A 26,304-nucleotide genomic window follows, 5' to 3' on the forward strand; every position below is an offset into this window, starting at 1 on the left:
CGGGCTCTGATCAAATGGCGATTTTATGGGATTGTAACGGATATCCCCTGTCGCGGAAGTGACTGTATCGCGTTCTTGAGCGGGCGAGAGAGTCTGGGTGCTGGCAGACGATTTCTGCAAGGCGGTCGAATTGGCTGAACCAGCCGGGCACTTCTGTACAAAGGTTGATCAGTAGCCCGTGATGCTGGCCGGGGTCTTCGCCGCTGTTGATTTCGATGGCGGCCTGCTGATCCAGGTTTTGCGGGGCGTGGGGCAGGAAACTGTCTTCCCTGAAGGTCCACAGCAGCTCATCAAATTGCTTGGCCTGTTGCTCGTTATCCATAGCGATCAGTACCCGCAAACCACTGCGGAACGCTTTCTCGGCCAGGCGGCAGGCAAAGCTCTGGATCTCGTCGGGATTCTCTGAGGCCAAAACATAGAAGTCGATACGGGTCATCTTCAACGCACAATCGGTCGATGCGAAGCCGTCGCTGCCCGGTAAACCCTTGCGAGACCTTCAAAAACAGGATGTTTTTGCAGAGCCCCCAGGGATGGGTTCACGGCGTGTCTCGCAAGGGTTTACCGGGCAGCGGCGGCGCCACCTGATCAGGACATAGCACTGATCCTGGGTAGGTAGCGGTCCTGCTACCGGCAACGGTTCGCAGGACACGCCGTGAACCCATCCCTGGGGGCTCTTCTGCGAGGTCCCTCTCGCAGAAGGTCCTGCGAACCGTTGCCGGTATCAGGACCTTCGCCCGAAGTTTGGGGTGTCGAATAAGTCCTGATTATTTTTTATTCAGGATGTATTGCAGCAGCAGCGGAACCGGGCGTCCGGTCGCGCCTTTGGCGGCTCCGGATTTCCAGGCGCTGCCGGCGATATCCAGGTGGGCCCAGTTGTAGTCTTCGGCGAAGCGGGCGAGGAAGCAGGCGGCGGTCACGGAGCCGGCTTCGCGGCCGCCAATGTTCTGCATGTCGGCAAAGTTGGAGTTCAGCATGGGCTGGTACTCGTCCCACAGCGGCATGCGCCAGGCGCGGTCACCGGTGGTTTCGCCGGCGGCGATCAGCTCTTCAGCAAGCTTGTCCTGGTTGGCGTAAAGGCCTGTGGCGTGGTGACCGAGGGCGATTACACAGGCGCCGGTGAGGGTGGCCACGTCGATCACTACGCTGGGCTTGAATTTGCCAGCCCAGGTCAGGGCGTCACACAGTACCAGACGGCCTTCCGCATCGGTGTTGAGAATCTCGATGGTCTTGCCACTCATGGAGGTGACGACATCCCCCGGCTTGCTGGCGCGGCCGCTGGGCATGTTTTCTGCCGCAGCGACTACGCCCACCACATTGACCGGAGCATTCATTTCCACCAGGGCGTTCATCACGCCGAACACGCTGGCCGCGCCGCACATGTCGAACTTCATTTCGTCCATCATGGCGCCGGGCTTCAGGCTGATGCCGCCAGTATCAAAGGTAATGCCTTTACCGACGAGCACAATCGGCTTCTGGCCGGCTTTACCGCCCTTGTAGTTCATGGCGATCATCGCCGCCGGCTCGTCGCTGCCCTTGGCCACGCTCATAAATGCGCCCATGCCGAGGGATTCCATCTTCTTGTTGTCCATCACCGTGGTGGAGAGCTTTGCGTGTTTTTTCGCCAGTGCTTTGGCTTCACTTGCCAGGTAGCTGGGGGTGCAGATGTTGCCTGGCAGGTTGCCCAGTTCGCGGGCGACGTTGCTGCCGAGCGCCTGGCCACCGCCGAACTCCACACCTTTCTGCAGGGCTTTCAGCTGCTTTTTGTCCGGGGCGTGGGCGGTGAATTTGGCAAGCGGGTTGGGCTTGGCGTCGCTGTGGCAGCGCGTGAATTTGTAGGTGGCGAGACCGGCGGCGAGGGCGAGTTGCGCACCCTGCCAGGTGGCGTCGGCGTCTTTTACGGTGACTTCGGCCAGGAAAGAGGTGGCGTCTTTCAGGTTTTTGACAGCGCGGGCGCTGTTGTTGGCCAGTTTGCGGAACTCGACCTGGGAGACTGGAGCTTTACTGCTGCGCACCAGTAGTACACGCTCGGCGCCGCCCTCCAGGTTCGGCACTATCAGGGTGCTGCCGGTGGCGCTGCCCAGGTCGCCGCGCTTCAGAAGTTTGGCCAGGTTGCCACCGGCTGCCTTGTCCAGTGCGCTGCCGCTGTCGGTGAAGCGGTTCTTGTTGTCAACGGCGATGATCGCACACGCGGTACGCTGTTTCAGTATGTCGGTGACCTTGGCGGTAAACTGCATGTAATAGGTTCCTTGATGGTTTTGTCGCTTGCCGCGGCGTGGATGCAGACGAGCGCCTGGAGCCGGATGATGCGGGCTCGGGGGTGTCTTGCTGTCGGTAATCCAGAGAAACGATGGCGGACCGAGACATTGCCGGGCTTTTTGGTGATAATGCGCCGCACAAGTTTAACCCGAGAAGGATTAGTTTGCTCGGGAACCTCTGAAGGGATGTTCTACTCTGACATCCACCAAGACCGATAAGCTGGAATCGCATTTCCAATCGCTTCAATTCTTACAGTGCAATCAGGGAAGCTGGTCGTTCAGTGATTATTTTCCGCTACCTCTGCCGCGAGTTGCTCGGTGCAACTTTAGCTGTCAGCGCCGTGTTACTGCTGATGGTCATGAGTGGCCGTTTTGTGAAGTATCTGGCGGAAGCTGCGGCGGGTGACCTTTCCGCCGGAATCCTGTTCTCTCTGATGGGCTTCCGCCTGCCGGGCTTCCTCGAGCTCGTCATTCCTCTGGGCTTTTTCGTCGGTATTCTGCTGGCGTACGGCCGTCTGTATATCGAAAGTGAAATGACGGTGCTGCACGCCTGCGGGTTCAGCGAGCGCCAGTTGCTGCGCTATACCCTGGTACCGGCGCTGATGGTGGCGGCGCTTGTGGCGGCCATGAGCCTGTATCTCACGCCCACCGGGATCGAGCGGACCTCCCACCTGCTTACTGCCGACAAGACACGCAATGAATTCGATCACCTGGTGCCGAAGAAATTTGTCGCCACCGGCGGCGGTCGCGCGGTGTACTACGCCGAGGGGCTGAGCGACGACCGTTCCACCATGCACAACGTGTTTCTGGCAGAGCTGGGCAATTCCCGCGGTGACACTGAGACCGATCACCAGATCGTTACCGTGGCCCGCGAAGGGGTGCAGCAGATAGACCCGGAAACCGGCCTGCGCTACCTGGTACTGCGTGACGGCTACCGCTACGAAGGCGTGCCGGGGCAAAGCGATTATCGCCAGATGGCCTTTTCCAGTTACGAGGTTTTACTGGAGGTGCCGAGGTTGCGCTCCAAGGCCAGCGAAAAACTGCAATCCATGTCTACCGCCGCGCTGTGGAAAAGTAAAGACCCTCGTGAGCGCGTGAATCTGCACTGGCGTTTGAGCTTGCCAGTACTGGTGCTGGTGGTGGCGATTCTCGCGGTTCCCCTGAGCCGTACCAATCCGCGTCAGGGCCGTTACGCCAAGATGATCCCGGCGGTGCTGCTGTACATTATTTATCTCGTTGCGCTGCAGGGGGTTCGCGGTGCTATTGAAGACGGCAAGATTGAGCAGGCCTGGGCGATCTGGTTGGTACACCCACCGTTCCTGATCCTCGGCTTATTCCTGTTGGGCGGTCGCAAACTCAAGAAACCGCGCAAGCGCGGAGGTGGTGGCGCGAATAAAGGAGGTGAGCATGTCCCTGCTTGATCGTTACATCGCCCGTACAGTTACTCTGGCGATCCTTGCGGTGCTCATGGTGATCCTTGGGCTGGATGTGATCTCGGCCATTGTTGACGGCCTCGGAGATCTCGGCGGTAACTACCAGTTCACCGATATGATCGAATATGTGGTGTGGACGCTGCCAGAGCGTATATACAGCCAGCTCGGTTTTTCGGCTCTCGTGGGCTGCATGGTGGGGCTCGGCACGCTCGCCGGAACCAGCGAGCTGACGGTCATGCGTGCAGCGGGAATATCCATAGGCCGTATCGCCTGGGCGGTAATGAAGCCTGTTCTGGTAGTAATAGTGCTCGGGCTCGCTCTTGCTGAGCTGGTGATTCCTTATACTAACCAAACGGCGGAGAGCGAACGCGCGATTGCATTAGGGGAGTTTGAGAATTCTGGCCTGGAGCAGGGGCTGTGGTTGTTCGAGGGAGGCGAGTTTGTGCATTTCAATGCCGCACTGCCCGGCGGTACCTTGTTCGGAGTTACTCGCTACAAATTCGATCAGGATTACCAGCTGGAGCAGGTGGTTTTTTCCGAGCGCGGTTATTACGTTCGAGGCCGCTGGGAATTGCAGAACAGCCGCCAGACAAGCCTGACCCCGGAGCGCGCAAGTAGCACCACCCAGGTCGAGTCAACCTGGGATTCGGACATGTCTCCGAATCTGTTTTCCCTGGTAGTGCCACTGCCGTCGGATCTGTCACCGCGCAACCTCTGGTCCTATGGTCGATTCCTCGACCGAAAGGGAGAGGAGTCAGCGCGCTACTGGCTGGCGTTCTGGAAAAAGATATTGCAGCCGCTCACGATCGCCGGCCTGGTGATGATGGCCATCTCGTTTATTTTCGGTCCGTTGCGGGAAGTGACCACTGGCCTGCGGGTGTTTACCGGGGTGATCGTGGGCATCGTGTTTCAAACGGTGCAGGATATGCTGGGCCCGTCTTCGGTGGTATTCGGTTTCCCACCATTTGTGGCGGTGATCGTGCCGATTCTGGCCAGTTTTCTGCTGGGATGGGCGCTATTGAAGCGAGCGAGGTAAGCCTCGCTGGTGTAACAATTTCCAGCCTGGTGGCGGTGCCGCTGCCGGGTGCGTCCCCGAGAGGCACGCCGTGAACCCATCCCTGGGGGCTCTGCAAAAACATCCTGTTTTTGAAGGCCTCTCGGAGACGCACCCGGCTTTGGCACCTTCGCAATTCGCTACCGTCCGGGTCTCGTGTCTTACTTCTTTTTCTTTTTCGGCAGCTGGCGCACTTCGGCGTCGGATGCCAGGTCGTGCCAGCTGGCGTGGTCTGCGCGGAAATATCCCCAAAAGTAACCCAGGCCAAAACACGCTAACGAGATCGGGCCCACTAATGCGCGAATACAGCACTGGTACCAGCTCAACTGCATACCGTTATTGTTGGCCACCATCAGGCGCCAGGCGCGCATACCGATGGTCTGCCCCGCCGCACGCCACGACCAGAAAAAATAGCCCGCTGTGACAAGTGCCAGGCCGAGCTGATACACGGGGCCGCCCACGCAAGGGGTGTAATCCACGTGTTCCGGCTGGCAGTGCAGGCCGCCAAATGTCGATGCCACCAGCATGGCGAAGAACCCGTAAACCATCCACAGGCCTGCCACGATCAGGGCATCGTAGAGCAGCGCCATTAGCTTCGACAGCACGCCGGCGTGGGGGAGTTGATTGAATTGGGTTGGTGTATTGACGGTGTCGGACACGGGATTCTCCGCCTGTGGAATAAGTGGCGGAGATTTTAGCAGGTTAGCAGTGCGAAGAAGCCCGGACTTCAGAACTCGTATTCAACCGAGATCTTGAATTTGTCGTCTGACAGGCGGAAGTCGTAGTCCAGAACATTGTTGAAGTTGAATTTGCCTTCGCCCTGGGTGTAGCGCAGGAGCGGGTGCTGCTTGCTGCGCTTGTGCTGTTCCATGTAGGTTTTAAAGCCCATTTTCAGGATTTCATTTACCGCGCGGCCGCCGGTCTTGTCCGCGTACTCACTGGGGCGGGTGTGCTGCTCCAGCCACTGGTGATTTAGACGGCGGTGGATCATGCCCATGGAATTGTTGCGGAGGTTTTCTGCGGATTCGTATAGAGCGTTGTTGTCCATGCCAAAGGCACTGTCGATGAAGAAGGCGTTGTCGGCCTGGAGATTCAGTGCACCATTGGAATCGGGGATGAAAATTTCGTCAGCCAGGAGAGTGGAGGAAATGGGGAGCAGAATGAGACCAAGCGCTGCCGGCACGGCTCTGGCCAGGCGCTTAGTGGGAAGATACCGAGTGCTGCGAGAATCCATTTTTCCACCCCGGGGAGTATTTACTTGGCTCAGTTGGCTACTGAACAACCACTGAATTTATTATGGCTCACCCTGAACATGACGTTGTATCTCACAAAAAACGGAAAAGTGCCAATGCTGGTTGTGAAAATTGTGCCAGATTCAGTCATTACGCTGCGAGCCCCGTCAGTGCTGAATGTATTGAGTTTTGCCCAGTTTGCGAGGCCTGCGGGGATGTTTCTGCCAATGTTTTTTAATATAAAAACTGTATGGTCACCGTGCTGGTTATAAAAACATTGTCTAGTGACCGCTGCGCTGATTCATTATTGAGAGGGGGCAAAAGTGATCGTGGTTTCCTGGTCGCAGACTTTTGGCACAGGTTTGGTCATGTTTGTGAAGGTCGTTCAGTGTCGAGTTCCGGACGCTCGCTGGGTAATCGGATCTGCAATTGTGTAGCTGACCTTTACGGCTACCCGTTCGCTGAGTACCTGCGGTTGACAGCGCTGTCTTTTCCGCTATTGTGGTGCGCTGGCCGGATTCTGAAATCCGCGCATACAACATAAGAATCCACGAGTGCGCTGTCTGATTATGTTGGACGCAGGGCACCCACCAAAAACAGAGATCATCCATGAGACGGATCCCACTCTTTGCCAGCCTGGCCCTGTCAGCTTTTATTGCCTCCTGTGCGGACCCGGAGTCCTCCCGAGCCCCGGCCGCCGAGACTCTGGCGGGCGCTGATGTACCTGCGCCCGAACGTATCGCCGCGAATTTCGATGTCACTCAGGAAGTACTGCTCAATTTCCAGGGGGTGGATGACGCCCTGCGAGCCCAGTGCAAACAGGCCGGTGGCAGTGGCGCGACTTGCTCCACTTATCGCATCAGCTTGATCAATAACGGTCCGGCCGTGGCTGCCGACGAGCGTGACTGGACTCTCTATTTCCACAGTGTGCGCCGCTCTCTGGCGCTGCTGAATACCGATGCGTTTACCCTGGAAAGAGTGAATGGCGATCTGCATCGCCTGATTCCCAACGAACAGTTTGCCGGTATCGGCAGTGGGGAAACCGTCGAACTCGACCTGCTGGCGGAAAGCTGGATGCAATTCGAGTCGGATTTCCAGCCGCGCCTGTTCGTGGTGGATGCCGCTGGCGAACCTCATGTGATTCGCTCCACGGATACCGATGACCTGTCAGACATTGTTCTTCCCATTAACAAGAATGACGCAGACAACTGGAAGCGGGCCGCAGACGACGCCAATACCCTGGCCACTGCAGGCAGTCGCTTCCAGCAGTTCACCGCCGATGTACAGCCTGTCGATGAGCAGGACTGGCGCGGTCGCATTATCCCCCAGCCTGCCTCGGTCGAGCTGTCGGAAGCGCCGGCTATCCAGCTGAACGCGGGTATCGAACTGCGGGCAGAAGGCCTGGATGCGGGCAGTGTGAATGCGCTGGAACAGCGCCTCGCAACCTTGCAGTTGTCCGCCAATGGCGACGCTGCCTATCCGGTATCCATAAAGGTGGATGCGACGGCGTTTAATGACCGTCCCGCCGGAGCCTCTTTACCTCCCGCCGGGACCTATCGCCTGAACGTAGGCGAGCAGGGTGCCGAGGTTGTGGGTGCCGATGCCAGCGGTGCTTTTTACGGTGTGCAATCCCTGCTTGCCCTGGTGGACCTGAACAGTGCCAGCCTGCCTCAGGCAATTGTGGAAGATGCACCGCGCTTCCCGCACCGGGGCATGTTTGTGGACGTGGGTCGTAACTTCCACAGTAAGGAAGTGATCATCAAGCTGCTGGACCAGATGGCGGCCTACAAACTCAACCGATTCCACTTCCACCTGTCTGATGACGAGGGCTGGCGCCTGGAAATTCCGGGCCTGCCGGAACTGACTGAGATTGGCAGTCAGCGCTGCTTCGATCTGGAAGAGAATCGCTGTCTGCTGCCACAGTTGGGGTCCGGTCCTTTTGCGGACAACTTCGGCAGTGGTTTCTACAGCGTTGCAGACTACGAAGAAATCCTGCGCTACGCGGCAGATCGCCATATCGAAGTGATCCCTGAGTTTGATATGCCGGCCCACGCGCGCTCTGCGGTCGTGGCGATGGAGGCGCGGTATCGCAAGCTGAAAGATTCCGATGCGGAAGCAGCAAACGCCTATCGCCTGATCGATCCACAGGACGACACTCAATATCTCTCCGTTCAGTTTTACGACGACAGCTACATCAACCCCTGCGTGGACTCAACCTATAACTTCGTCGGCAAGCTGATCGGTGAAGTGAAGGCCATGCACGATCGCGCCGGCCACCCGCTGAAAACCTGGCACTTTGGTGGAGATGAAGCGGTGAATATTCTCGCGGCCGACGCCTTTGAGGTAGGTCCCGGCGAGAACCCCGATAAGGGCGATGTCGGTGCAGAGCAGCGCAGTAAGCCGTGGACCAATTCCCCCCAGTGCCAGAAACTGGTCGCCAGTGGTGAAGTAAAGGCCATTGATGAGCTGGGTGAACTCTACGCCAAACGTGTCAGCAAGCTGGTGGCGGATGCGGGTATCCCGACCATGGCAGCCTGGAACGACGGCGTGAAAAAAATCAGTGACGCGGGCGAAGAGCTGGCGACACCGAACAACTATGTGAATTCCTGGGCGCCCCTGTTCTGGGGTGGTGGTGACGAGAGTGTGCACTTTGCGGAAACCGGCTTCGACCTGGTTCAGTCACACTCGGACTACCTGTACTTTGATATGCCTCAGGAAGTGGACCCGAAAGAGCGCGGTTACTACTGGGCCTCTCGCTATACCGATACGCGCAAGACGTTTAGCTATGCGCCTGTAAATACTGCCCAGCTGGCGGAGCTCTACCCCAATCGCGATGGCCAAAGCTGGGAAGCTACCTCGCCGGGAATGGAATTTGCCAGTCAGGTGCGCGGCATACAGGGCCAGCTGTGGAGTGAGGTGGTGCGGACCGATGAAGCGGTCGAGTATCAGGTCTTCCCGCGCTTGCTGGCCTTGGCGGAGCGCGCCTGGCATCAGGCCGAGTGGGAACTGCCGCTGCAGAAAGGTCAGAGCTTTAACGGTGAAACCACTTTTGTGGACAAGTCGGCCGTTGCCGCAGACTGGTCAGGCTTTTCCGCCGCTCTGGGCAACAAGGAGCTGCTCAAGCTGGATCGTGCGGGGATCGGCTATCGGGTGCCGGTGCCCGGAGCCGTAGTGGATGGTGAGAGTGTGAAGACCGCTCTGCCGTACCCGGGTCTGGCACTGGAGTACTTTGACGGCGAGCAGTGGCTGCCGCTGTCTGCGGATGTGGCGCCTCAGTCCGTACAGTCCGTTCGCGCGCGCAGTGCCGATGGGCAGCGCGCTGGCCGCGCGGTGGCGCTGTAAGCTTCCCGGAGACATGACCGGGTAAAGTCGGGTGCTCGAAGTTCGGGCGCCCGATTTACCTCTCCGCTGACATCTCGTTTCTCTGCTATTTGTTCTTTCTTCCTTCTTTTTGATCCTCCTTCCCGACCGCCTTTTCCTGCTGATTTGACTGGCGCTTACGTTGCCATCGTCTGTCTCGGGCAATCATCGGACTTGCACGGCTCAGGTCTACAATTGCTGGGGCGACGGCCGCGAATAGCGGCTTATCTCTAACGGATTTCGAAATCGCGCGTTTAATGGGCGGAAAGGCGCGGGGTTTGCCACGTTTTGACAAGAGTTCAGTGAAAGTTCAGTGCTAGATTGGGCGCCGCAGGCCACAAGTTCGTCCTGCCGCTCACGATAACAAGCATAAATTTCAGCGAGAGAAGATCATGGCGAGAAGCAAAGTGTACGACTACGTGATTGTCGGAGGAGGATCGGCGGGCTGTGTGCTGGCTAACCGACTTAGCGAAGACGAGCAAAACAGGGTTTGCTTGCTGGAATCCGGACCCTCAGATCACAACCTGTTGATTCAGATGCCAGTGGGGATCGGTTATCTGGTGCCGGGCAAGCGGTTCAATCTCCACCACTACACCGAGCCACAGGCTAACCTCGATAACCGCCGCCTGTTCTGGCCCCGCGGCCGAGTCCTCGGGGGCAGTAGCGCCATCAACGCCATGCTGTATATCCGCGGTAACGCCGGTGACTACAACGCCTGGGAGCACGCGGGTAACCCCGGGTGGGGGTGGGATGCGATGTTGCCGTATTTTTTGCTGGCGGAAGGGAATCAGAGAGGGAGTGATGCCTGGCACAGTGGCTTTGGACCGCTGTCTGTTTCTGACTTGAAATGGAAATCGCCGGCGGGGCGCGCCTTTGTAAGTGCCGCGCAGGAGGCCGGGCACCGCCACAATCACGATTTCAACGGCTACCAGCAAAACGGTGTTGGTTTTTACCAGGTAACGCAAAAGGCCGGACGCCGCTGCTCGTCGGCCACGGCCTATCTGTATCCGGCTAAAGCGCGCCCCAATTTAAGCATTTACACCAGCTCTCCGGTGGCAGGACTGGAATTCAAGGGCGATCGGGTGAGTGCCGTCACGCTGGTCAATGGTCAGCGCGTGGTGGCGAATAAGGAAATCATTCTCTGTGCAGGTGCTATTCAGTCGCCTCAACTACTGATGCTCTCAGGTATTGGCCCCGAGGATGAACTAAAAAAATTGGGGATTGTTCCCCAGTGCCACCTCCCCGGTGTGGGACGCAATCTCCAGGATCACCTCGATATTACCCAGGTGGTGGAAACTAATCGCCCTGTTGGCTTTAACGATGCGTTTCTGTCCAAGCTGGGCGCGGCAATGCATTTTCCCGAGTACCTTTTGCTCAACCGAGGAAAGCTGACCAACAATGTGGCGGAAGCGGGAGGCTTTGCCAGTTCTGGTCTTGCTGGAGAGCATCCGGATATCCAGTTCCACTTGAGCGCGGCGCCACTATTTAATCACGGCCTCGACAAGCGTCCCGGTAACGGTTATTCACTGCACGCTTGCGCCCTGCGCCCCAAGAGCCGAGGCCAGATCAGTCTGGTATCCCGTGACCCGCGCGCGCTACCCGCGATTCAACCCAACTATCTGGCAGAGCCGGAAGATCTGCAGGTACTGATAGAGGGCTTTGAAATGGCGCGGGACATCATCGAGCAACCCGCACTGAATAAGTTGCAAAAGCGCCGGTGGCTGCCAGAAAAGTCGCTCACCAGTAAAGACGCCATCGCCAATTTTATTCGCCAGAAAGCGGAGTCCATCTATCACCCGGTGGGGACATGCAAGATGGGCCAGGACGAGCTCGCTGTAGTGGATAGTGAATTGCGCGTGCGTGGTGTGGATGGACTGCGTGTGGTGGATGCCTCCATAATGCCCACCCTCATCAGCGGCAACACCAACGCACCGGTGATTGCCATCGCTGAAAAAGCGGCAGATCTGATTCTGAACAAATCCGCAGTACAGCAATTACAGGAAATCAGCGAAAACGCATGATCTGGCAGTGCCCCCATTGCAGTGAATCCCTTCCATTGGAAAGCCGAAGCTGGCGTTGTGCCAACGGCCACAGTTTTGACCGGGCGAAGGAGGGCTACGTGAATTTGCTGCCGGTGCAGCAAAAACGCAGCCGTGAACCGGGGGATTCCGCGGAAATGTTGAACGCGCGCCGCCGGTTTCTCGAGGCCGGCCACTATCGGCCGCTGGTGGAAGCGATCTGCGCCCAATTGCGGCCCGTTACCGCGGGCGTGCAAGCCCCCGTATTGCTGGACATCGGTTGCGGCGAGGGCTATTACGCGCGACAACTGGGGAGCGGCGGCTGGCCCGAAAACTTGATTTACGGTATTGATATCGCGAAAGCGGGTGTGCGGCTCGCGGCAAAAAAACAGCCGCACGCTCAGTTTGCGGTTGCCAGCAGTTTTCATCTGCCGGTGGCCGATGCCAGTGTGGACGCGGTATTACGCGTATTTGCGCCCGGTCCTGCGGAAGAGCTGGTACGTGTTTTGAAACCGGGTGGCGTGTTGCTCGATGTATCTCCCGGCCCTGATCACCTGTGGAGCCTTAAATCCCGGCTCTACGCGCATCCGCAACAACACAGCGCTCCGGCGACTATTTCCGGGCTGGTCCCCGAAAGCGAAATGCGTTGTGAATTTCCGCTACACATGAACGACAACGAAGCGGTCAAAGATTTTCTTACCATGACGCCGTTTGCGTGGAAGGGTAAGCGCGAGGCCCGCCAGCAACTGGAGTCACAAAGCGAGCTGCATCTGGAGGCGGACTTTCTTTTGCGCCGCCTGATCATGGATCCGGGCGATGTTCGGGAGCGGGGTCAGTAATACAATTATGCATACCACCAGAACAGAGTAACTATCAGGACAGTGAACCGTGGCGACACCGCGCGATTTTATATTTATGCAGCAAGCCCTTGCCCTGGCCGAGCAGGCTGCTCAATTGGGCGAAGTACCTGTTGGCGCAGTAGTGGTGCTGGAGGGTGAGGTTATCGGTGAGGGCTTTAATCAGCCGATTTCTGCTTCCGACCCCAGCGCCCATGCAGAAGTCATGGCTATACGCGCCGCTGCGCAACATCAGCAGAATTATCGCCTGCCCGGGGCCACGCTGTACGTAACCATCGAGCCCTGCACCATGTGCTTTGGCACCCTGGTGCACGCGCGAATCGCCCGGCTGGTATACGGCGCCACCGAGCCCCGTGCCGGCGTGGTTGCCAGCCAGTTACAGTTACCCGAGCAGACATTTTTTAACCACAAGGTACAGGTGGAAGGTGGTGTGATGCAGGACCAGGCGGCTTCTCTGGTGCGAGATTTTTTTCAGAAGCGGCGCTGAGATGCTGGTAGCAATCCTGATCAATATGTTCCTGGTGGCATTCGCGGTGGTGATTCACCACGAGGCGCTCAATGCGCTGTTCTGGGTATCACATCGATGGAAGTTTCGCCGTAACGTGGCAGTACTGATCGGGGTGTTCGGTGCGCTGATTGCCCATATTCTCGAGATCTGGATGTTTGCAGTGGGTTACTACTTTATGTATCACTCACCGCTGTTTGGCACCCTAACCGGGAATTTCGACGGCGCCATGCTGGATTGCGTCTATTTCTCCTTTACTAATTATACGTCGCTCGGGTTCGGTGATATCGAGCCTCACGGCGCCCTGCGTTTTACCGCAGGACTGGAGGCTTTGACCGGGTTGGTCATGATTACCTGGACCGCTTCTTTCCTGTTCCTGAAAATGCAGCGCTTTTGGACGAGGCAATTAGACGAGTAATCGAATGCCGCAAGGGTGCGGCATATCCTGCGATCAGGCGGCGCTGGTTGCGCCCAGGCGGGTAACCTCGATCGCGTGCAAGGTGTCGTGTACCAGTGCGCGTAATTGCGCTATTGCGGTCTCGTCCACCAGTTTGCCGTCGACAAATGCAGTCATCGATGAAGGTACCGCCAGCATGGTCGGGGCAATCCAGGTACCCAGTGGCTGCAGAATGTCGCGCAGGTGATTCAGTCCGCGCATGCCGCCGAGCCCGCCTGGCGAGGTGGCGAAGAGTGCCGCGCGGCGGCCCTGAAATACCTCGGCTCGCCCAAACTGTCCGTCCGGGCGGGAGACCCAGTCAATCAGGTTTTTCAATGCCGCGCTTACCGAACCGTTGTACTCCGGGCTTGCGATCAGCAAACCGTCCGCAGAAGCGAACAGGGCTTTCAAGCGGCTCGCCGCCTCGGGTATGGCCGCTGCCTCGATGTCTTCATCGAACAGCGGCAGCGGGAACTCGCGCAAGTCAACTTCGGTGACTTCGGCGCCGGCCTCGCGAGCCAGCCTGGCTGCAGCGCTAGCCAGCTGGCGGTTCCAGGAATCCTTGCGCAGACTGCCGGCCAGGGCCAGCAGGTGGGGTTTACGTGGGGTGCTCATATTCGTTCCTCCGAAAGGTGATCCCGCTTGGGTGCTGGGGTATGGGGCTATTCTGGGGAAGCCACAAAGGAACAGAAATGCCGTGAGCGCAATGTTTCTGTGCAAATTTGCACAGAAGTCCTGGTCGGGCTAGAGTCTGCCGTGAATGGGCGTTGGGCTGGATAACCTAGGGGGGCCGCTTGTGGCGGGGAACTCGGTCAAGGACTGGAACAATCTGCATTACGCTCTGGCCGTCGCCAAAGCGGGCACCCTGTCCGGTGCCGCGCTTGAGCTGGAAGTGTCCCACTCCACGGTGTTGCGACGTATCGATGCGCTCGAAAAGGCGTTGAAAACCCGCCTGTTTATCCGCCACCCGCGGGGCTATGTACCCACCGAGGCGGGGCAGATGCTAATGGGGGCTGCGGAGAACATGCAGGACCAGCTGGATCTGCTGGTGGGTAAAATGCAGGGCGCCGAGGAAACACTGCAGGGGTCTCTGGTAATTACCACGGTGAATACCCTGATTCCGCTGTTGATGCCGGTGATCCGCGGTTTTCAGCGGGAAAACCCGTACCTGCGCCTGGAGCTGGTGGCAGACCGGCGGCACCTGCGGCTGGATCATGGCGAGGCGCATATCGGAATCCGTCCAGGCGCCAGGCCCACCGAGCCCGACTATGTGGTGCAACCGGCCACTTCCCTGAACAGCGCACTATACGCCTCGGCCGAGTACCTGCAGGAGTGTGGGCCGTTCAATGGGTTGGACGACCTGGCCGGGCACCGGTTTATCGGGCCCACCGAAGCCTACGACTTTATCCCGAGCCTCCACTGGATTACCCGACAGGTTCCGGACGAGCAGATCGTATTTCGTTGCAATGAGTTCTCCGGTTTTGAAGATGCGGCTCGCTGTGGTGTGGGTATCGCTGCCCTGAACCACTGGTGTGCGGAAGCGCGCCCAGGACTGCAGCGGTTAATTGAACCGCCGCCGGAGTGGTGCACTAACCTGTGGTTGGTTACCCACCGGGATATGCACCGCACGCGCAAGGTGCAACTGTTTCTCGACTGGATCAAACAGTCACTCGCCGGGCTTTCGCCGGAAATCGGGCGGGTGGAATTGCAAAGATAAATCACCATGGGAAAGACTATTGTGGATAAACGAATCGGTGCCGCGGTTGTATTCCTGCTGGCCATTTTTCAGTTCGCCTGTGACGGCGGCACGGAAAAAAAGACATCGGAGCAGCATCCGGTGGAGGCTTCCGGAGCTGAAAAGTCAGAATTGCAACCGGAGTCGCACAGCGATGCCGCGCTGGACGCACTGGCGGAGCAGTATGTGCGCCTGGTCCTAACGCTCGGGAATCACGATAAAAGCTACGTGGATGCCTACTACGGCCCGGCCCCCTGGAAGGCCGAAGCGGCAGAGGATAGTGCCTCGCCGGCAGAACTGGCCAACCGTGCGGAGCGCCTGCTCGCCCAATTACCGGACAGCGTTGAGCCCGCGGGAGACCTGAACACCCTGCGCCAGCACTACCTGAAAACCCAGCTGAAGGCCGTCGTTGCCCATGCGCACCATATCGCCGACGCGGGTTTTCGGAATTTCCAGAAAGAAGCTCGCGCACTCTACGACACCGAGCCACCGGTGCAGCAATATGCAGACTTTGACCCGGTACTGGCAGCGCTGAATCAGGCGCTCCCCGGTGATGAGCCGCTCCATCTTCGTGTGCAGGCATTCCGTGAGCAGTACCGGATTCCCGAAGACAAACTGGACAGCGTGTTCAAAGCTGCGATTGACGAATGTAAAAAACGCACTCAGGCCCAAATCCAGTTGCCGAAGAATGAAAGTTTTCGGCTGGAATATGTTCAGGGCAAACCCTGGAGCGGCTACAACTGGTATCAGGGTAAGGCCCACAGTCTGATTCAGATCAACAGCGGCCTCCCCATTCATATCGATCGCGCCGTGGACCTCGGTTGCCATGAAGGCTATCCCGGTCACCATACCTACAATGCGCTTCTGGAAGAGAAACTGGTCAATGATCAGGGCTGGGTCGAATACAGTGTCTATCCACTATTCAGCCCCCAGTCGCTGATTGCCGAAGGCAGTGCCAATTACGGTATTGAACTGGCCTTTCCCGGGGATGAGAAAACCCGCTTTGAAAAAGAAACCCTCTATCCGCTGGCAGGGCTGGATCCCGCCGGTGCAGAAAAGTATCAACAGGTTCTGGATTTACTGGCGCAGCTGAAGTTTGCAGAGAACATTGTCGCCCGGGAATATATTGATGGTGACATCGACCGCGACGAAGCCATCGAACGTTTTCAGAAATACACCGCTATGAGCCCGGAAAAAGCGGCCCAGCGTGTGCAGTTTGTGGATACCTACGGTGCCTACGTTATCAACTACAACTGGGGCAAACAGCTGGTCATAGACTACGTGGAAAAAGATGCGGGCTCGCAGGAACAGCGCTGGCAAAAATTCTCCCAGCTGTTGTCCTCGCCCCGCCTGCCTTCCTCACTGAACTGGTAACAGGACGCAACAACCCATGTGCAGCGTATTCGATGTCGACGACGATGCGGGTATCGAGCGCTTTCTCGATGAGTACGGTGTACATCACCCGCAGAATATGATCTTCGGGCGCCGTCGGCGCCCCACCAGCAAGGTCAGTATCGTCACCGGGCGCCACGGTGAGCCGGAGGTGGAAAATGCCATCTGGCACCTGTATCTGGAAAAGTCCGGTGACGGCTGGAAGCCACACAAAAAATACTGGTCCATCAACAGCAACTGGAAAAAGCTTGGCCAGCGCCCGGAGTATCGCAAGTCCCGCTGCCTGATACCCGCGACCGCCTGGGTGGAAAGCCAGCGCGGCAGGAACCCGGTAGAGTTTCGTTTCGACCGCCCTTTCTTTTTTTGTGGCCTGTACAAAACTTGGGGAGATTTACTGAGCTGCTCGATCATTACTCTGGCTTCACATCCGGAGACCGAGCGCTTCCATGAAAAGAGCTTCCCAATGATCGCGCCACTGGACTCCGGGTTTGTTAAGCAGTGGCTATTCGGCGGAGAAGAGACCGAACCATTCGAGCCATATCTGCACCCGGATATTTGCCTTGGTCAATCGGAATTGTTGGTGCAACCACTTAAAAAAGCCATGCAGATGGAGTACACGGGCGACGCGCAGCGAGTGGATCAGTATGTTCCTCCCAAGGGGGCGCAGGGTGATTGAGCGAAAAGTGATCGGGAAGTGTCGGGCGGGAAGCGCAAACTTCCCGGAATCGGGTATCATGCGCCCATTTATGGTCGCCCCGGCTTTCGACTGAACCCTGCGACCCGACAGCAGAATACGAGGAGTAGACGTGGAAGAGTTTATCGTCGATGTGACGGCACAGAATGCGCAGCAGGTACTGATTGAAGAGTCCATGAAGCGCCCGGTGGTGGTAGACGTGTGGGCCGAGTGGTGTGAGCCCTGCAAACAGCTGATGCCGGTACTGGAAAAACTGGCCAACGAGTACGCAGGCCAATTCCTGCTGGCGAAGCTCAATGCGGATACCGAACAGGCGCTTGCAGGTCAACTGGGTGTGCGCAGCCTGCCCACGGTCATGGTACTCAAAGACGGCCAACCGGTGGACGGCTTCGCAGGCGCCCAGTCGGAAAAAGAAATCCGCGAGATACTGGACAAGTACCTGCCCAAGGCCTGGGAGCTGCAGTTCCAGAAGGCGCAGAAACTGGTGGGTGAGGGCGAGCTGGACGAAGCGCTGCCGTTACTGCGCCAGGCTTACGGGGATTCCGGTGAGCGCGCGGATATTGCCAAGCAATACGCCGCCGTTCTGTTGGAGAAAAACCGCACCAAGGACGCGGAAGAGATACTCGGCAAGATCCTGATGGCCGATCAGGATTCGGATTATCAGCAACTGATGGCACAGCTCGAGCTGAAGCAGGCCGCGGCTGACTCTCCCGAAATCAAGGCCCTGCAACAGGCACTGGCGGCAAACCCCGAAGACAGTGAGTCCGCTTACAAGCTGGCGGTGCAACTCAGCCAGGCGGATCGCCACGAAGAGGCGCTGGAGATTTTGCTGAACCTGCTGCGCAAGGACCTGGGTTTTGCCGACGGCGCAGCCAAACAGGCCTACCTGGATATCGTCAAGGCGCTGGGTGCCGGCGACCCGGTGGCGACCACTTACCAGCGCAAGCTGATGACCCTGATGTTCTGATCGTCAACGCAGGCGCCATGTACAAACTCTGTATCTACATCCCCGAAACCCATCTGGAGCCGGTCAAACAGGCGATCTTCGCTGCCGGCGCCGGGCGTATCGGTGACTACGACAGCTGCTGTTGGCAGGTCCTCGGCACCGGCCAGTTCCGCCCGCTGGACGGCAGTCAGCCCTTTATCGGGCAGCAGGGTGAAGTGGAAAACGTGCCCGAGTTCCGGGTGGAAACCGTGTGTGCGGATGAGGTGGTGGATGGAGTGCTCGCGGCGATGCGCGGCGCCCATCCCTACGAGGAACCGGCGTTTGATCTGTGGAAGCTGGACGACCGCTGTAACTAGCTTTCTGTCATCCCGTCATCCCGTCATCCCGGCGAAGGCCGGGATCCAGTTCCAGGGCGCAAGCTCACAGCTTGCGCTCAATCACCCCCCGGTGCAGCCCAAAGGCCCCTTTTTCCCGATCGCTGAAATAGTGTTTCAGCGTCTGCGTCATCACCGGAAATGCCATCTCGTCCCAGGGGATATCCCCCTCGTCAAACAGTGCCACCTCCAGTGATTCCGGCCCGGCACCGAAGTTGGTGTCGGTGAGTTCGCCACGGTAAATCAGGTACACCTGGTTGATATGGGGAATGTCGTAAACGGAAAACAGCTCGTCCACACGCAGGTTGGCGCGGGCCTCTTCCCAAGACTCCCTGAGCGCCCCCTGCTCGCTGCTTTCACCATTTTCCATAAACCCCGCAGGCAGGGTCCAAAGTCCGTGGCGGGGCTCAATGGCACGTTTGCACAGTAAAACCTGATCGCCCAGGTACGGCAGAGTGCCGACAATGACACGGGGATTCACATAGTGAATGGCACCGCAATCGTGGCACAGGTGGCGGGGGCGGTCGTCCCCGGCGGGGATCTCGAAAACAACGGTGTGGCCGCAATGGCTGCAAAATTTCATGGCGCAAGTATACCCGCGGTCGCAGTGAGCGCCAGTCTGCCAGCCATCTTCCTTCTATAGTGGTAAGTAGGATTTTTGTGCAGTAGCGATGGCTGGTTTTCCATGGCGCGTATTCTCGTTTTAGTAATTGCCATTCTGGCGATGGCCTGCAGTAAGCAAGAAGAGCAGGCCAAGCCCAAACCGCCGCCGGTTGAGGTCCTGGCGGTGCGCGCGCACCAGGTGGTACCGCGCTACGAATATGTGGGGCGGGTAGAAGCTACGGATGAATACAAGGTGCGCCCACGGGTGGAGGGGTACATCGAGACGCGCAATTTTGTCGAGGGGCAGCTGGTTCAGAAGGGCGAGCTGCTGTATCAGATTGACCCCAAACCGTTTATTGCCGCGCTGGATAACCAGCGCGCCAATCTGGCGCAGGCACGCTCCGCGCTGCAGGTCGCACAGCGCAACTACCGGCGCGGTAGCGAACTGATTAAAACCGGTGCCATCAGCAAAATGCAGATGGACGAGCTGACCGGCAATTTCGAAGAGGCGGAATCCAAAGTTGCCGCCATGCAGGCAGATGTGGAAACCGCCCAGCTCAATCTTTCCTATACCGAAATTCGCGCGCCACTCACTGGTCTGATCGGGCGCTCGGAATATACCGAGGGCTCACTGGTCGGCCCGGGAACCGACCCGCTGACTTCCATCGTGCGCATGGACCCGATCTACGTCACTTTCGAGGTGCCGGAAAATCGCCTGTTTGCGGTACAGGAGGAGACGGAGCGGCGTCGTCAGCAGGGCATGGCGCCGGTAAAGAGGGAAGTGCGTATCAAGCAGCCGGATGGAAAACTCTATCCCTATCCTGGCATCGTGGTATTTGTGGACAACCAGATCGACCAGGCGACGGGGTCTGCGCTGGTGCGTGCCCGCTTCCCAAACCCGGAGCGCCTGCTGGTACAGGGGCAGTTTGCCCGCGTTGTCATCAGTGTGTTTGCCGGTGCTGAAGCGATAAAGCCACTGGTTCCGCAAGCGGCGGTACTCGAAGATATGCAGGGGCATTTCGTGTATGTCGTCGACGACAAGAATATTGCCGAGAAGCGCTTCCTCAAGCTCGGGCAGCGGGAAAACGCCTTGTGGGCGGTGGAAGATGGACTCAAGCCCGGTGAAAGAATTGCCGTGAACGGCTTACAACGGGTGACCAATGGGCAGCCAGTCGCACCGCAGAATGTCGCTTTGGATCCCTATAAAGGTATCAAGACCGAGCGCCCCCCCGCGCAGACCAGCCCCGTCACAGAGTTCCGCGAAGGCGATGTCTCGCCCGAGGAGCGCCGTCAGTCCGGGGCCTCTGGTACCGGTTCCGATCTGGAGCAGATTGAGGCGGAAATGCACGATGGCAGCGGACAAAAACTGCCCGATCCCAATAGTGAGCGCGGCGAGCCCCTGGGCCAGGAAAAGGAACCGGATGCCTATTTTGATGGCAAATGATATCCGCGGTCCCTGGGTGCAGGGCGTGATGCGATGATCAGCGCGACGTTTATCCGACGGCCGCGTTTTGCTCTGGTGATCTCTATTCTGATCACCCTTGCGGGCGTGCTGTCCCTGCCGCTATTACCCATTGCCCAGTTTCCCGACATTACCCCACCGACGGTAGTGGTTACGGCTTCCTACCCCGGTGCCAGTGCGGAAGTCATGCGCGACAGTGTGGCGGAACCTATTGAGTCTCAGGTCAACGGGGTGGAGGGCATGAAATATATGTCTTCCACCAGCAGTAACGACGGCACCTATACCCTGACGGTGACTTTTGAAAGTGGCTATGACGGGGATATCGCTCAGGTGAATGTGCAGAACCGGGTGCAGCAGGCCACCCCGAGTCTGCCGGATGAGGTGACCCGCAGCGGGGTCACCGTAGAGAAGAAATCCAACACCATTTTGCTGGTGGTCAATCTGCTGTCGAAGGACGATAAATTCGACACTCTTTTTCTAGCCAACTACGGAGATATTTTTCTCAAAGACGAGCTGTCGCGCATCGACGGCGTCAGCGATGTGCAGATCCTCGGCGCCCAGGACTACGCCATGCGCCTGTGGCTGAATCCGGACAAGATGGCCGCGCTGGATGTCACCGCCAATGATGTGATCGCCGCGATTCGCGCGCAGAACCTGCAGGTGGCCGCGGGAAAAATCGGTGCGCCGCCAATCAAGCAGGAACAACAGTTTCAATACAGTATTCTCGCCCAGGGGCGCCTGGAGAGCGTGGAAGAGTTCGAAAACATCAGCATCCGCTCCCGGCCGGATGGTGGCATCGTACGCATGCGGGATATTTCGCGGGTCGAGTTGGGTAGCCAGAGTTACAGTGCCTACGGGGAACTGGATGGCCAGCCGTCTGCGGTGATGGCGATCTACCAGCTACCGGATGCTAACGCACTGGACGTGGCAAACAATATTCGCGAAAAGGTTGATCAGTTGGGGCGCCATTTTCCAGAAGGGCTGGAGTCGGAAATTATTTACGACACCACTGGTTTTGTAAAAGCCTCCATCGCAGAAGTCGTAGAAACACTGATCATCGCCTTGCTACTGGTGATTCTGGTGGTGTTCGTATTCCTGCAGGACTGGCGTGCAACTCTGATTCCGGCCATTGCCATTCCCGTGTCGCTGATCGGTACTTTTGCGGTAATGCTGGCACTGGGGATGACCATCAATACGGTCACCTTGTTTGCCCTGATTCTCGCCATTGGCATCGTGGTGGACGATGCGATCATCGTGGTGGAAAACACCCAACGGCTGTTGGGCGAGGGGCTGGAGCCCAAAGAGGCGGCGATGGAGTCTATGCGCGAGGTCACCGGCCCGGTAATCGCCACCACCGCCGTGCTGTTCTCGGTCTTTGTGCCGGTAATGCTGATGCCGGGGCTGACCGGAAAAATGTACCAACAGTTCGCCCTGACCATTTCCATCGCGGTTCTTATTTCATCGGTGAATGCGCTTACCCTGAGCCCCTCTCTCAGTGCAGTTCTGTTACGGCCACCTCAGGGAGAGGGAGAACACGGTGAAAAGCTGACCGGGGTATTTGGCTTTTTCAATCGCTTTTTGCAGCGTGCTACCGGTTTGTATATGAGCGTGGTGTGCTTTTTTGTACGTATTCCACTGCTCGGCCTGGCCACCATTATCGGCGTCGGCGCACTTTGTTTTGTTTTGTTCAAAGTGGTGCCCACGGGATTTATCCCCGATGAAGATCAGGGATATTTCATGATGAATGTTCAGCTGCCTGATGGCGCCTCGTTGAAACGCACTGCGCCGGTGGTGGAAAAACTGAGCAGTGACATCAAAAAACTGGAAGGTGTTGCCCATGTGATGGCGGTACCGGGATTCAGTCTGCTGTCCAACAGTCTCGCATCCAACACCGCGTTTATGATCGTGATACTGCATCCCTGGGAGGAACGGCTGACTCCGGAACTCGATCAGTTTGCCATTTTGAATAAGGTACAGAAACTTGGGGCTGCGGTCCCGGAAGCGCAGGTGCGGGCCTTCCCGGTGCCCGCGTTGCCCGGGCTGGGAACCATTGGCGGTTTTGAGTTTGTGCTGGAAGATCTGCAGGGGCGGGAAATTCAGGAACTCGCTGGAGTGCTGTATGCACTGCTTGGCGCGGCCAATCAGCGCCCGGAAATTGCCCAGGCATTTACCACTTATCAGGCGGCCTCGCCGCAATTGGAGCTGGAGCTGGATAAAGACAAGGCACATATCCTCGGCCTGCAGCTTTCCGATGTCTATCTCACTCTGCAGACGTATCTGGGCAGTTATTACGTCAACGACTTCAATCGTTTTGGCAAGGTATTCCAGGTGCTTGCCCAGGCGGATGCAGAGTACCGGGACAGTGAAGAAGACCTCAGCGGCTTTTTTGTACGCGCCAACAGCGGCGGGCTGGTACCGGTCAGCTCAGTTGCCGAGGTGAAGCCTATTGTGGCCCCGCAAACGGTGCAGCGCTACAACCTGTACAACAGCGTCACCATTAATGGGGCCGCGGCGCCGGGCTACTCCAGTGGTGAGGCCATGCAGGCGATGGAGCTGTTGGGAAACCATTTGCCGGAAGGATATGGTTATGAGTGGACCGGCGCCAGCCTGGAAGAAATCAGTGCAGGGAACCTGGCACCGATTTTGTTCGCGCTGGCCATTTTATTTGCGTACCTGTTTCTGGTAGCGCAATACGAGAGCTGGAGTATTCCCATCGCGGTGTTGCTGGCAATTCCGATTGCCATCGGCGGTGGCTTACTGGCCTGTTTTGTTATGGGGCGCGACAGTGACCTGTACACTCAGATTGGCCTGGTATTGCTGATCGCGATGTCTGCGAAAACGGCCATTCTAATGGTGGAGTTTGCGGTACTGCAGCGGGACAGTGGACTGTCCATCGAGGAATCTGCACTACAGGCCACGCGCTTGCGGTTTCGTGCGGTGTTGATGACCGCGCTGGCATTCGTGTTGGGTATTTTCCCGCTGGTAATTGCCTCCGGTGCCGGTGCCGCCAGCCGTATCTCCCTCGGCTTGGCAGTCTTTGGTGGCATGCTTGCTGCAAGTATTTTTTCCACCTTTCTGGTGCCCATCTATTACGCGCTGGTGCAATCCCTGCGGGAAAGAGTGAAAGGTGGCCATCAACCGATGGACAAGGGGGAAGCAGCAAGCAAACCGGAGCTGAAGCCGGATGCGACCTGATCCCCTGAACCGTTTTTGGAGAAGGTGTATAGTGAAACAGGTACCGTGAGCTGGAGGCAGCAATCAAACAGCCATGTTGGAAACCATAGAAAAGAAGTTCTCTGCAGTCAGAGATGAATTGCAGGCGCAGGTGCCGCAGGGCCCGGATTTACACGGCCACGCGGCGGTGCTGCTGGCGTTGACGGACGAGCCAGACCCTCAGGTCATTTTGACGCTGCGCTCGCAGCAACTGTCCAGTCACTCTGGGGAAGTTTCCCTTCCCGGTGGCCGTTGGGACGATACCGATCCCTCCCTCGAATACACCGCTTTGCGCGAGACCCACGAAGAAATCGGCCTGCCCGCGGACCAGGTACGCGTGCTCGGCCCCCTGTGGACTCGCACTACACGCTGGCAGGTGGAAGTGACTCCATGGCTGGGGATTGTGCCCGCCGATGCGCCGCTGACGCCCAACCCCGGCGAGCTGGACGCCATCTTCCGGGTGCCGCTGGCCTGGTTTTTCGATGATCCGCGCGTCCGCACAGACCGTATCACCATCGACCAGCGCCGTATCTATCTGCCCGCCTATGAGTACGAAGGTTACGAGATCTGGGGATTCACCGCCGGGGTGCTGACGGAATTCCTGGTCCGTGTTCTGGACGCACCGATCGGGCGCAGGGATGACGTTCCAGTCAGGGCGCTGTCCTGATCCGAACGGTCGGGTCTGCGATTTCCCGCGCAGGTAACTCGGTCTGGTCAGGTATACTGCGCACCTGATTCACCGAGATTGACCATGCCCAGACCCAAATCCGCCGTCGCTCTGGAAGATGTCCACTGGAGCGCCCTCAAAACCCTGTTTCCCTATCTGCTCGAATTCAAGCGCCCGGTAATTCTGGCTCTGCTGTGTCTTATCGGCGCCAAGGCCGCCAGTGTTGGCTTGCCGTTCCTGCTTAAACACATTGTCGATGATCTGGATCAGGCCGGTGGTGCCGCGGCGGCCATCGCCCTGCCACTGGGCCTGTTGTTGGCCTACGGATTTGTGCGTTTTTCCTCGGTGCTGTTTGGCGAACTGCGCGACACGATTTTCGGCCGGGTCACTGAACGCGCCCAGCGCAGAGTCGGGCTCGCGGTTTTCCAGCACCTGCACAAGCTCGATCTGGATTATCACCTCAATCGGCGCACCGGTGGCCTGTCCCGGGATATCGAGCGCGGCAACGCTGGCATCGGATTTCTGATGCGCTTTATGGTGTTTAACATCGTCCCGACCCTGGTGGAAATCCTGATGGTGGTCGGGTTGCTGTGGTGGAATTACAGCGTCAGTTTCGCACTGCTGGTGTTGGGCGCCGTGGCCGCCTATATCGGCTTCTCCGTGGTGGCCACCGAATGGCGCACCCGCTACGTTCGGGAGCTGAATCAGGCGGAATCCCAGAGCAGCAGCCGCGCGGTCGACAGTCTGCTGAATTACGAAACCGTCAAATACTTCGGCAACGAGCAGCACGAGGCGCAGCACTACGACCGCGAACTGGCCACCTGGGAACAGGCGCGGCGCAAAAATCGCCTGTCGCTGTTCGGGTTAAACGCGGGGCAGGCGGTGATCATCGCCACCGCCATGTGCGGCGCCATGGTGATGGCTGCGGTCAATGTGACCAGGGGCAGCATGACCATCGGCGACTTTGTGCTGATCAATGCCGTGATGATGCAGATTTTTATCCCGCTCAATTTCCTCGGTTTCGTATACCGGGAGATGAAAGGCTCCCTCGCCAATATCGAAAAAATGTTCTCGATTCTCGATGTGAAGCCGGCCATTGAAGATGCGGAGGCCGCGGGCACCCTGGGTATCAAGCGGGGCGCCATCGAGTTTCGCGATGTGCAGTTTGGTTACAGCAGCGAGCGGGAAATCCTCAAGGGCGTCAGTTTTTCTGTCGCCCCGAAGCAAAAGGTCGCCATTGTCGGCGCCAGCGGCGCCGGCAAATCCACCCTGTTCAAGTTGCTGTTCCGTTTTTACGACGTGAACGGCGGCAGTATCCGGGTGGACGGGCAGGATGTACGCGAGGTGAGCCAGGACTCGTTACGTGCGGCCATTGGTGTGGTGCCCCAGGACACAGTTCTGTTCAATCAATCCATTCTGGAAAACGTGCGTTACGGGCGCGTGGATGCCACCGACGCAGAGGTGATGGCGGCGATTCGCCACGCGCAACTGGACGGTTTTATCGCGCAGTTGCCCGAAGGTGTGCACACCACCGTTGGCGAGCGCGGCCTGAAATTATCCGGTGGCGAAAAGCAGCGCGTGGCCATCGCCCGTGCCATTCTCAAACACCCACCCATCATGGTGTTTGACGAGGCGACGTCCAGCCTGGACAGCCACTCGGAGCAGGGGATCCTGCGCGCCCTGCAGGAAATATCCCGGGAGCAGACCACTCTGGTGATTGCCCACCGTTTGTCCACTGTGGTGGATGCGGATCAGATTCTGGTGATGGATCAGGGGCGCGTGGTGGAGCAGGGCAGTCACCGGGAGCTGATTGCCGCGGATGGCCATTACGCCGGGCTGTGGCGGATGCAGCAGCAGGAGCGCGCGCGAGAAACTGGTACAGAAGATCCGCAGCTGCTGTCCTGATGCGTACTGCCGGCAGGTTTCTATACACTCTGGCGCGATTTGTTTTTTCTGGCCGGAATTGCACCGCGTATTTTTCTATCCTTGCCCATAATTGCAGTCAAATATCCGGCACGTCTTGCGCACTGCGGGGTATCTGGACATCTTTCGTGCCCGCAATTAATGT

22 protein-coding genes are annotated in these 26,304 nt (G+C 58.1%); 16 read left to right on the top strand and 6 right to left on the bottom strand.

The features are described from left to right. Window positions 1-10: 10 nt before the first annotated feature. Together ACYX4K_RS03030 and ACYX4K_RS03035 are read right to left on the bottom strand one after the other, a co-directional pair. Window positions 11-436, bottom strand: coding sequence for a DNA polymerase III subunit chi (locus tag ACYX4K_RS03030; RefSeq protein WP_475093957.1), 426 nt, complete (start codon window positions 434-436; stop codon window positions 11-13). Window positions 437-764: 328 nt separating this feature from the next. Next, on the bottom strand, window positions 765-2,234 hold the full coding sequence (locus tag ACYX4K_RS03035; protein WP_475093579.1) for a leucyl aminopeptidase: 1,470 nt from the start codon (window positions 2,232-2,234) through the stop codon (window positions 765-767). A 302-nt stretch (window positions 2,235-2,536) separates the two neighbouring features. Between ACYX4K_RS03035 and lptF the strand changes: the two genes are divergently transcribed. Both lptF and lptG read left to right on the top strand, forming a co-directional pair. After that, a complete protein-coding gene (gene lptF / locus ACYX4K_RS03040) occupies window positions 2,537-3,676 on the top strand; it encodes an LPS export ABC transporter permease LptF (protein WP_475093578.1) in 1,140 nt (379 codons plus the stop codon). Then, window positions 3,663-4,724 carry an LPS export ABC transporter permease LptG gene (gene lptG, locus ACYX4K_RS03045; RefSeq protein WP_475093577.1) on the top strand — a complete coding sequence of 354 codons (1,062 nt, stop codon included), beginning with the start codon at window positions 3,663-3,665 and terminating at the stop codon, window positions 4,722-4,724. Before lptF ends, lptG begins: the two co-directional genes overlap by 14 nt. Before the next feature lie 179 nt (window positions 4,725-4,903). Here lptG and ACYX4K_RS03050 read toward each other — a convergent pair whose 3' ends face one another. Together ACYX4K_RS03050 and ACYX4K_RS03055 are read right to left on the bottom strand one after the other, a co-directional pair. Next, entirely contained in the window at window positions 4,904-5,401 is a 498-nt protein-coding gene (locus tag ACYX4K_RS03050) for an RDD family protein (protein ID WP_475093576.1), read from the bottom strand. A 68-nt stretch (window positions 5,402-5,469) separates the two neighbouring features. Then, complete coding sequence (locus ACYX4K_RS03055) at window positions 5,470-5,976, bottom strand: hypothetical protein (RefSeq protein WP_475093575.1); 507 nt, start codon at window positions 5,974-5,976, stop codon at window positions 5,470-5,472. Between the two features lie 607 nt (window positions 5,977-6,583). Between ACYX4K_RS03055 and ACYX4K_RS03060 the strand changes: the two genes are divergently transcribed. The 5 genes from ACYX4K_RS03060 (at window position 6,584) to ACYX4K_RS03080 (ending at window position 13,132) form a co-directional block, all read left to right on the top strand. Next, window positions 6,584-9,316, top strand: a complete 2,733-nt coding sequence (locus ACYX4K_RS03060; RefSeq protein WP_475093574.1) for a family 20 glycosylhydrolase — start codon at window positions 6,584-6,586, stop codon at window positions 9,314-9,316. Window positions 9,317-9,726: 410 nt separating this feature from the next. Continuing rightward, window positions 9,727-11,355, top strand: coding sequence for a GMC family oxidoreductase (locus tag ACYX4K_RS03065; protein WP_475093573.1), 1,629 nt, complete (start codon window positions 9,727-9,729; stop codon window positions 11,353-11,355). Next, window positions 11,352-12,191 carry a 23S rRNA (guanine(745)-N(1))-methyltransferase gene (rlmA, locus tag ACYX4K_RS03070; protein ID WP_475093572.1) on the top strand — a complete coding sequence of 280 codons (840 nt, stop codon included), beginning with the start codon at window positions 11,352-11,354 and terminating at the stop codon, window positions 12,189-12,191. The genes ACYX4K_RS03065 and rlmA overlap by 4 nt, the downstream gene beginning before the upstream one ends. A gap of 49 nt (window positions 12,192-12,240) precedes the next feature. After that, the gene (gene tadA / locus ACYX4K_RS03075; RefSeq protein ID WP_476178763.1) at window positions 12,241-12,696 is read left to right on the top strand and encodes a tRNA adenosine(34) deaminase TadA; all 456 of its coding nucleotides are present in this window, start codon (window positions 12,241-12,243) and stop codon (window positions 12,694-12,696) included. A 1-nt stretch (window position 12,697) separates the two neighbouring features. Further along, complete coding sequence (locus tag ACYX4K_RS03080) at window positions 12,698-13,132, top strand: ion channel (protein WP_475093570.1); 435 nt, start codon at window positions 12,698-12,700, stop codon at window positions 13,130-13,132. A 33-nt stretch (window positions 13,133-13,165) separates the two neighbouring features. On the opposite strand, the gene ACYX4K_RS03085 is transcribed toward ACYX4K_RS03080, so the two are convergent. Beyond that, window positions 13,166-13,765, bottom strand: coding sequence for an NADPH-dependent FMN reductase (locus tag ACYX4K_RS03085; RefSeq protein WP_475093569.1), 600 nt, complete (start codon window positions 13,763-13,765; stop codon window positions 13,166-13,168). Window positions 13,766-13,946: 181 nt separating this feature from the next. Between ACYX4K_RS03085 and ACYX4K_RS03090 the strand changes: the two genes are divergently transcribed. From ACYX4K_RS03090 to ACYX4K_RS03110, 5 genes are all read left to right on the top strand, one after another. Continuing rightward, the gene (locus tag ACYX4K_RS03090) at window positions 13,947-14,867 is read left to right on the top strand and encodes a LysR family transcriptional regulator (protein WP_475093568.1); all 921 of its coding nucleotides are present in this window, start codon (window positions 13,947-13,949) and stop codon (window positions 14,865-14,867) included. 6 nt (window positions 14,868-14,873) lie between these two features. Then, window positions 14,874-16,259, top strand: a complete 1,386-nt coding sequence (locus ACYX4K_RS03095) for a hypothetical protein (RefSeq protein WP_475093567.1) — start codon at window positions 14,874-14,876, stop codon at window positions 16,257-16,259. Window positions 16,260-16,275: 16 nt separating this feature from the next. Continuing rightward, on the top strand, window positions 16,276-16,953 hold the full coding sequence (locus ACYX4K_RS03100) for an SOS response-associated peptidase family protein (RefSeq protein ID WP_475093566.1): 678 nt from the start codon (window positions 16,276-16,278) through the stop codon (window positions 16,951-16,953). A 130-nt stretch (window positions 16,954-17,083) separates the two neighbouring features. Further along, complete coding sequence (gene trxA / locus ACYX4K_RS03105) at window positions 17,084-17,938, top strand: thioredoxin (protein WP_475093565.1); 855 nt, start codon at window positions 17,084-17,086, stop codon at window positions 17,936-17,938. Window positions 17,939-17,955: 17 nt separating this feature from the next. Next, entirely contained in the window at window positions 17,956-18,273 is a 318-nt protein-coding gene (locus ACYX4K_RS03110; RefSeq protein ID WP_475093564.1) for a YqfO family protein, read from the top strand. Between the two features lie 64 nt (window positions 18,274-18,337). Here ACYX4K_RS03110 and ACYX4K_RS03115 read toward each other — a convergent pair whose 3' ends face one another. Next, window positions 18,338-18,874 (bottom strand): NUDIX hydrolase, encoded by a 537-nt coding sequence (locus ACYX4K_RS03115; protein ID WP_475093563.1) that lies wholly within the window; start codon window positions 18,872-18,874, stop codon window positions 18,338-18,340. A gap of 75 nt (window positions 18,875-18,949) precedes the next feature. Here ACYX4K_RS03115 and ACYX4K_RS03120 point away from each other — a divergent pair, with 75 nt between their 5' ends. The 4 genes from ACYX4K_RS03120 to ACYX4K_RS03135 all read left to right on the top strand — a co-directional run bounded on the left by ACYX4K_RS03120 (window position 18,950) and on the right by ACYX4K_RS03135 (window position 26,141). Next, a complete protein-coding gene (locus ACYX4K_RS03120; protein ID WP_475093562.1) occupies window positions 18,950-20,338 on the top strand; it encodes an efflux RND transporter periplasmic adaptor subunit in 1,389 nt (462 codons plus the stop codon). A gap of 33 nt (window positions 20,339-20,371) precedes the next feature. After that, window positions 20,372-23,551: an efflux RND transporter permease subunit gene (locus ACYX4K_RS03125; protein ID WP_475093561.1), complete on the top strand. Its 3,180-nt coding sequence runs from the start codon at window positions 20,372-20,374 to the stop codon at window positions 23,549-23,551. 73 nt (window positions 23,552-23,624) lie between these two features. After that, on the top strand, window positions 23,625-24,236 hold the full coding sequence (locus tag ACYX4K_RS03130) for an NUDIX hydrolase (protein WP_475093560.1): 612 nt from the start codon (window positions 23,625-23,627) through the stop codon (window positions 24,234-24,236). A gap of 84 nt (window positions 24,237-24,320) precedes the next feature. Next, window positions 24,321-26,141 (top strand): ABCB family ABC transporter ATP-binding protein/permease, encoded by a 1,821-nt coding sequence (locus ACYX4K_RS03135; RefSeq protein ID WP_475093559.1) that lies wholly within the window; start codon window positions 24,321-24,323, stop codon window positions 26,139-26,141. Window positions 26,142-26,304 lie beyond the last annotated feature (163 nt).

The organism is Microbulbifer sp. ABF4_107 (assembly GCF_056312215.1).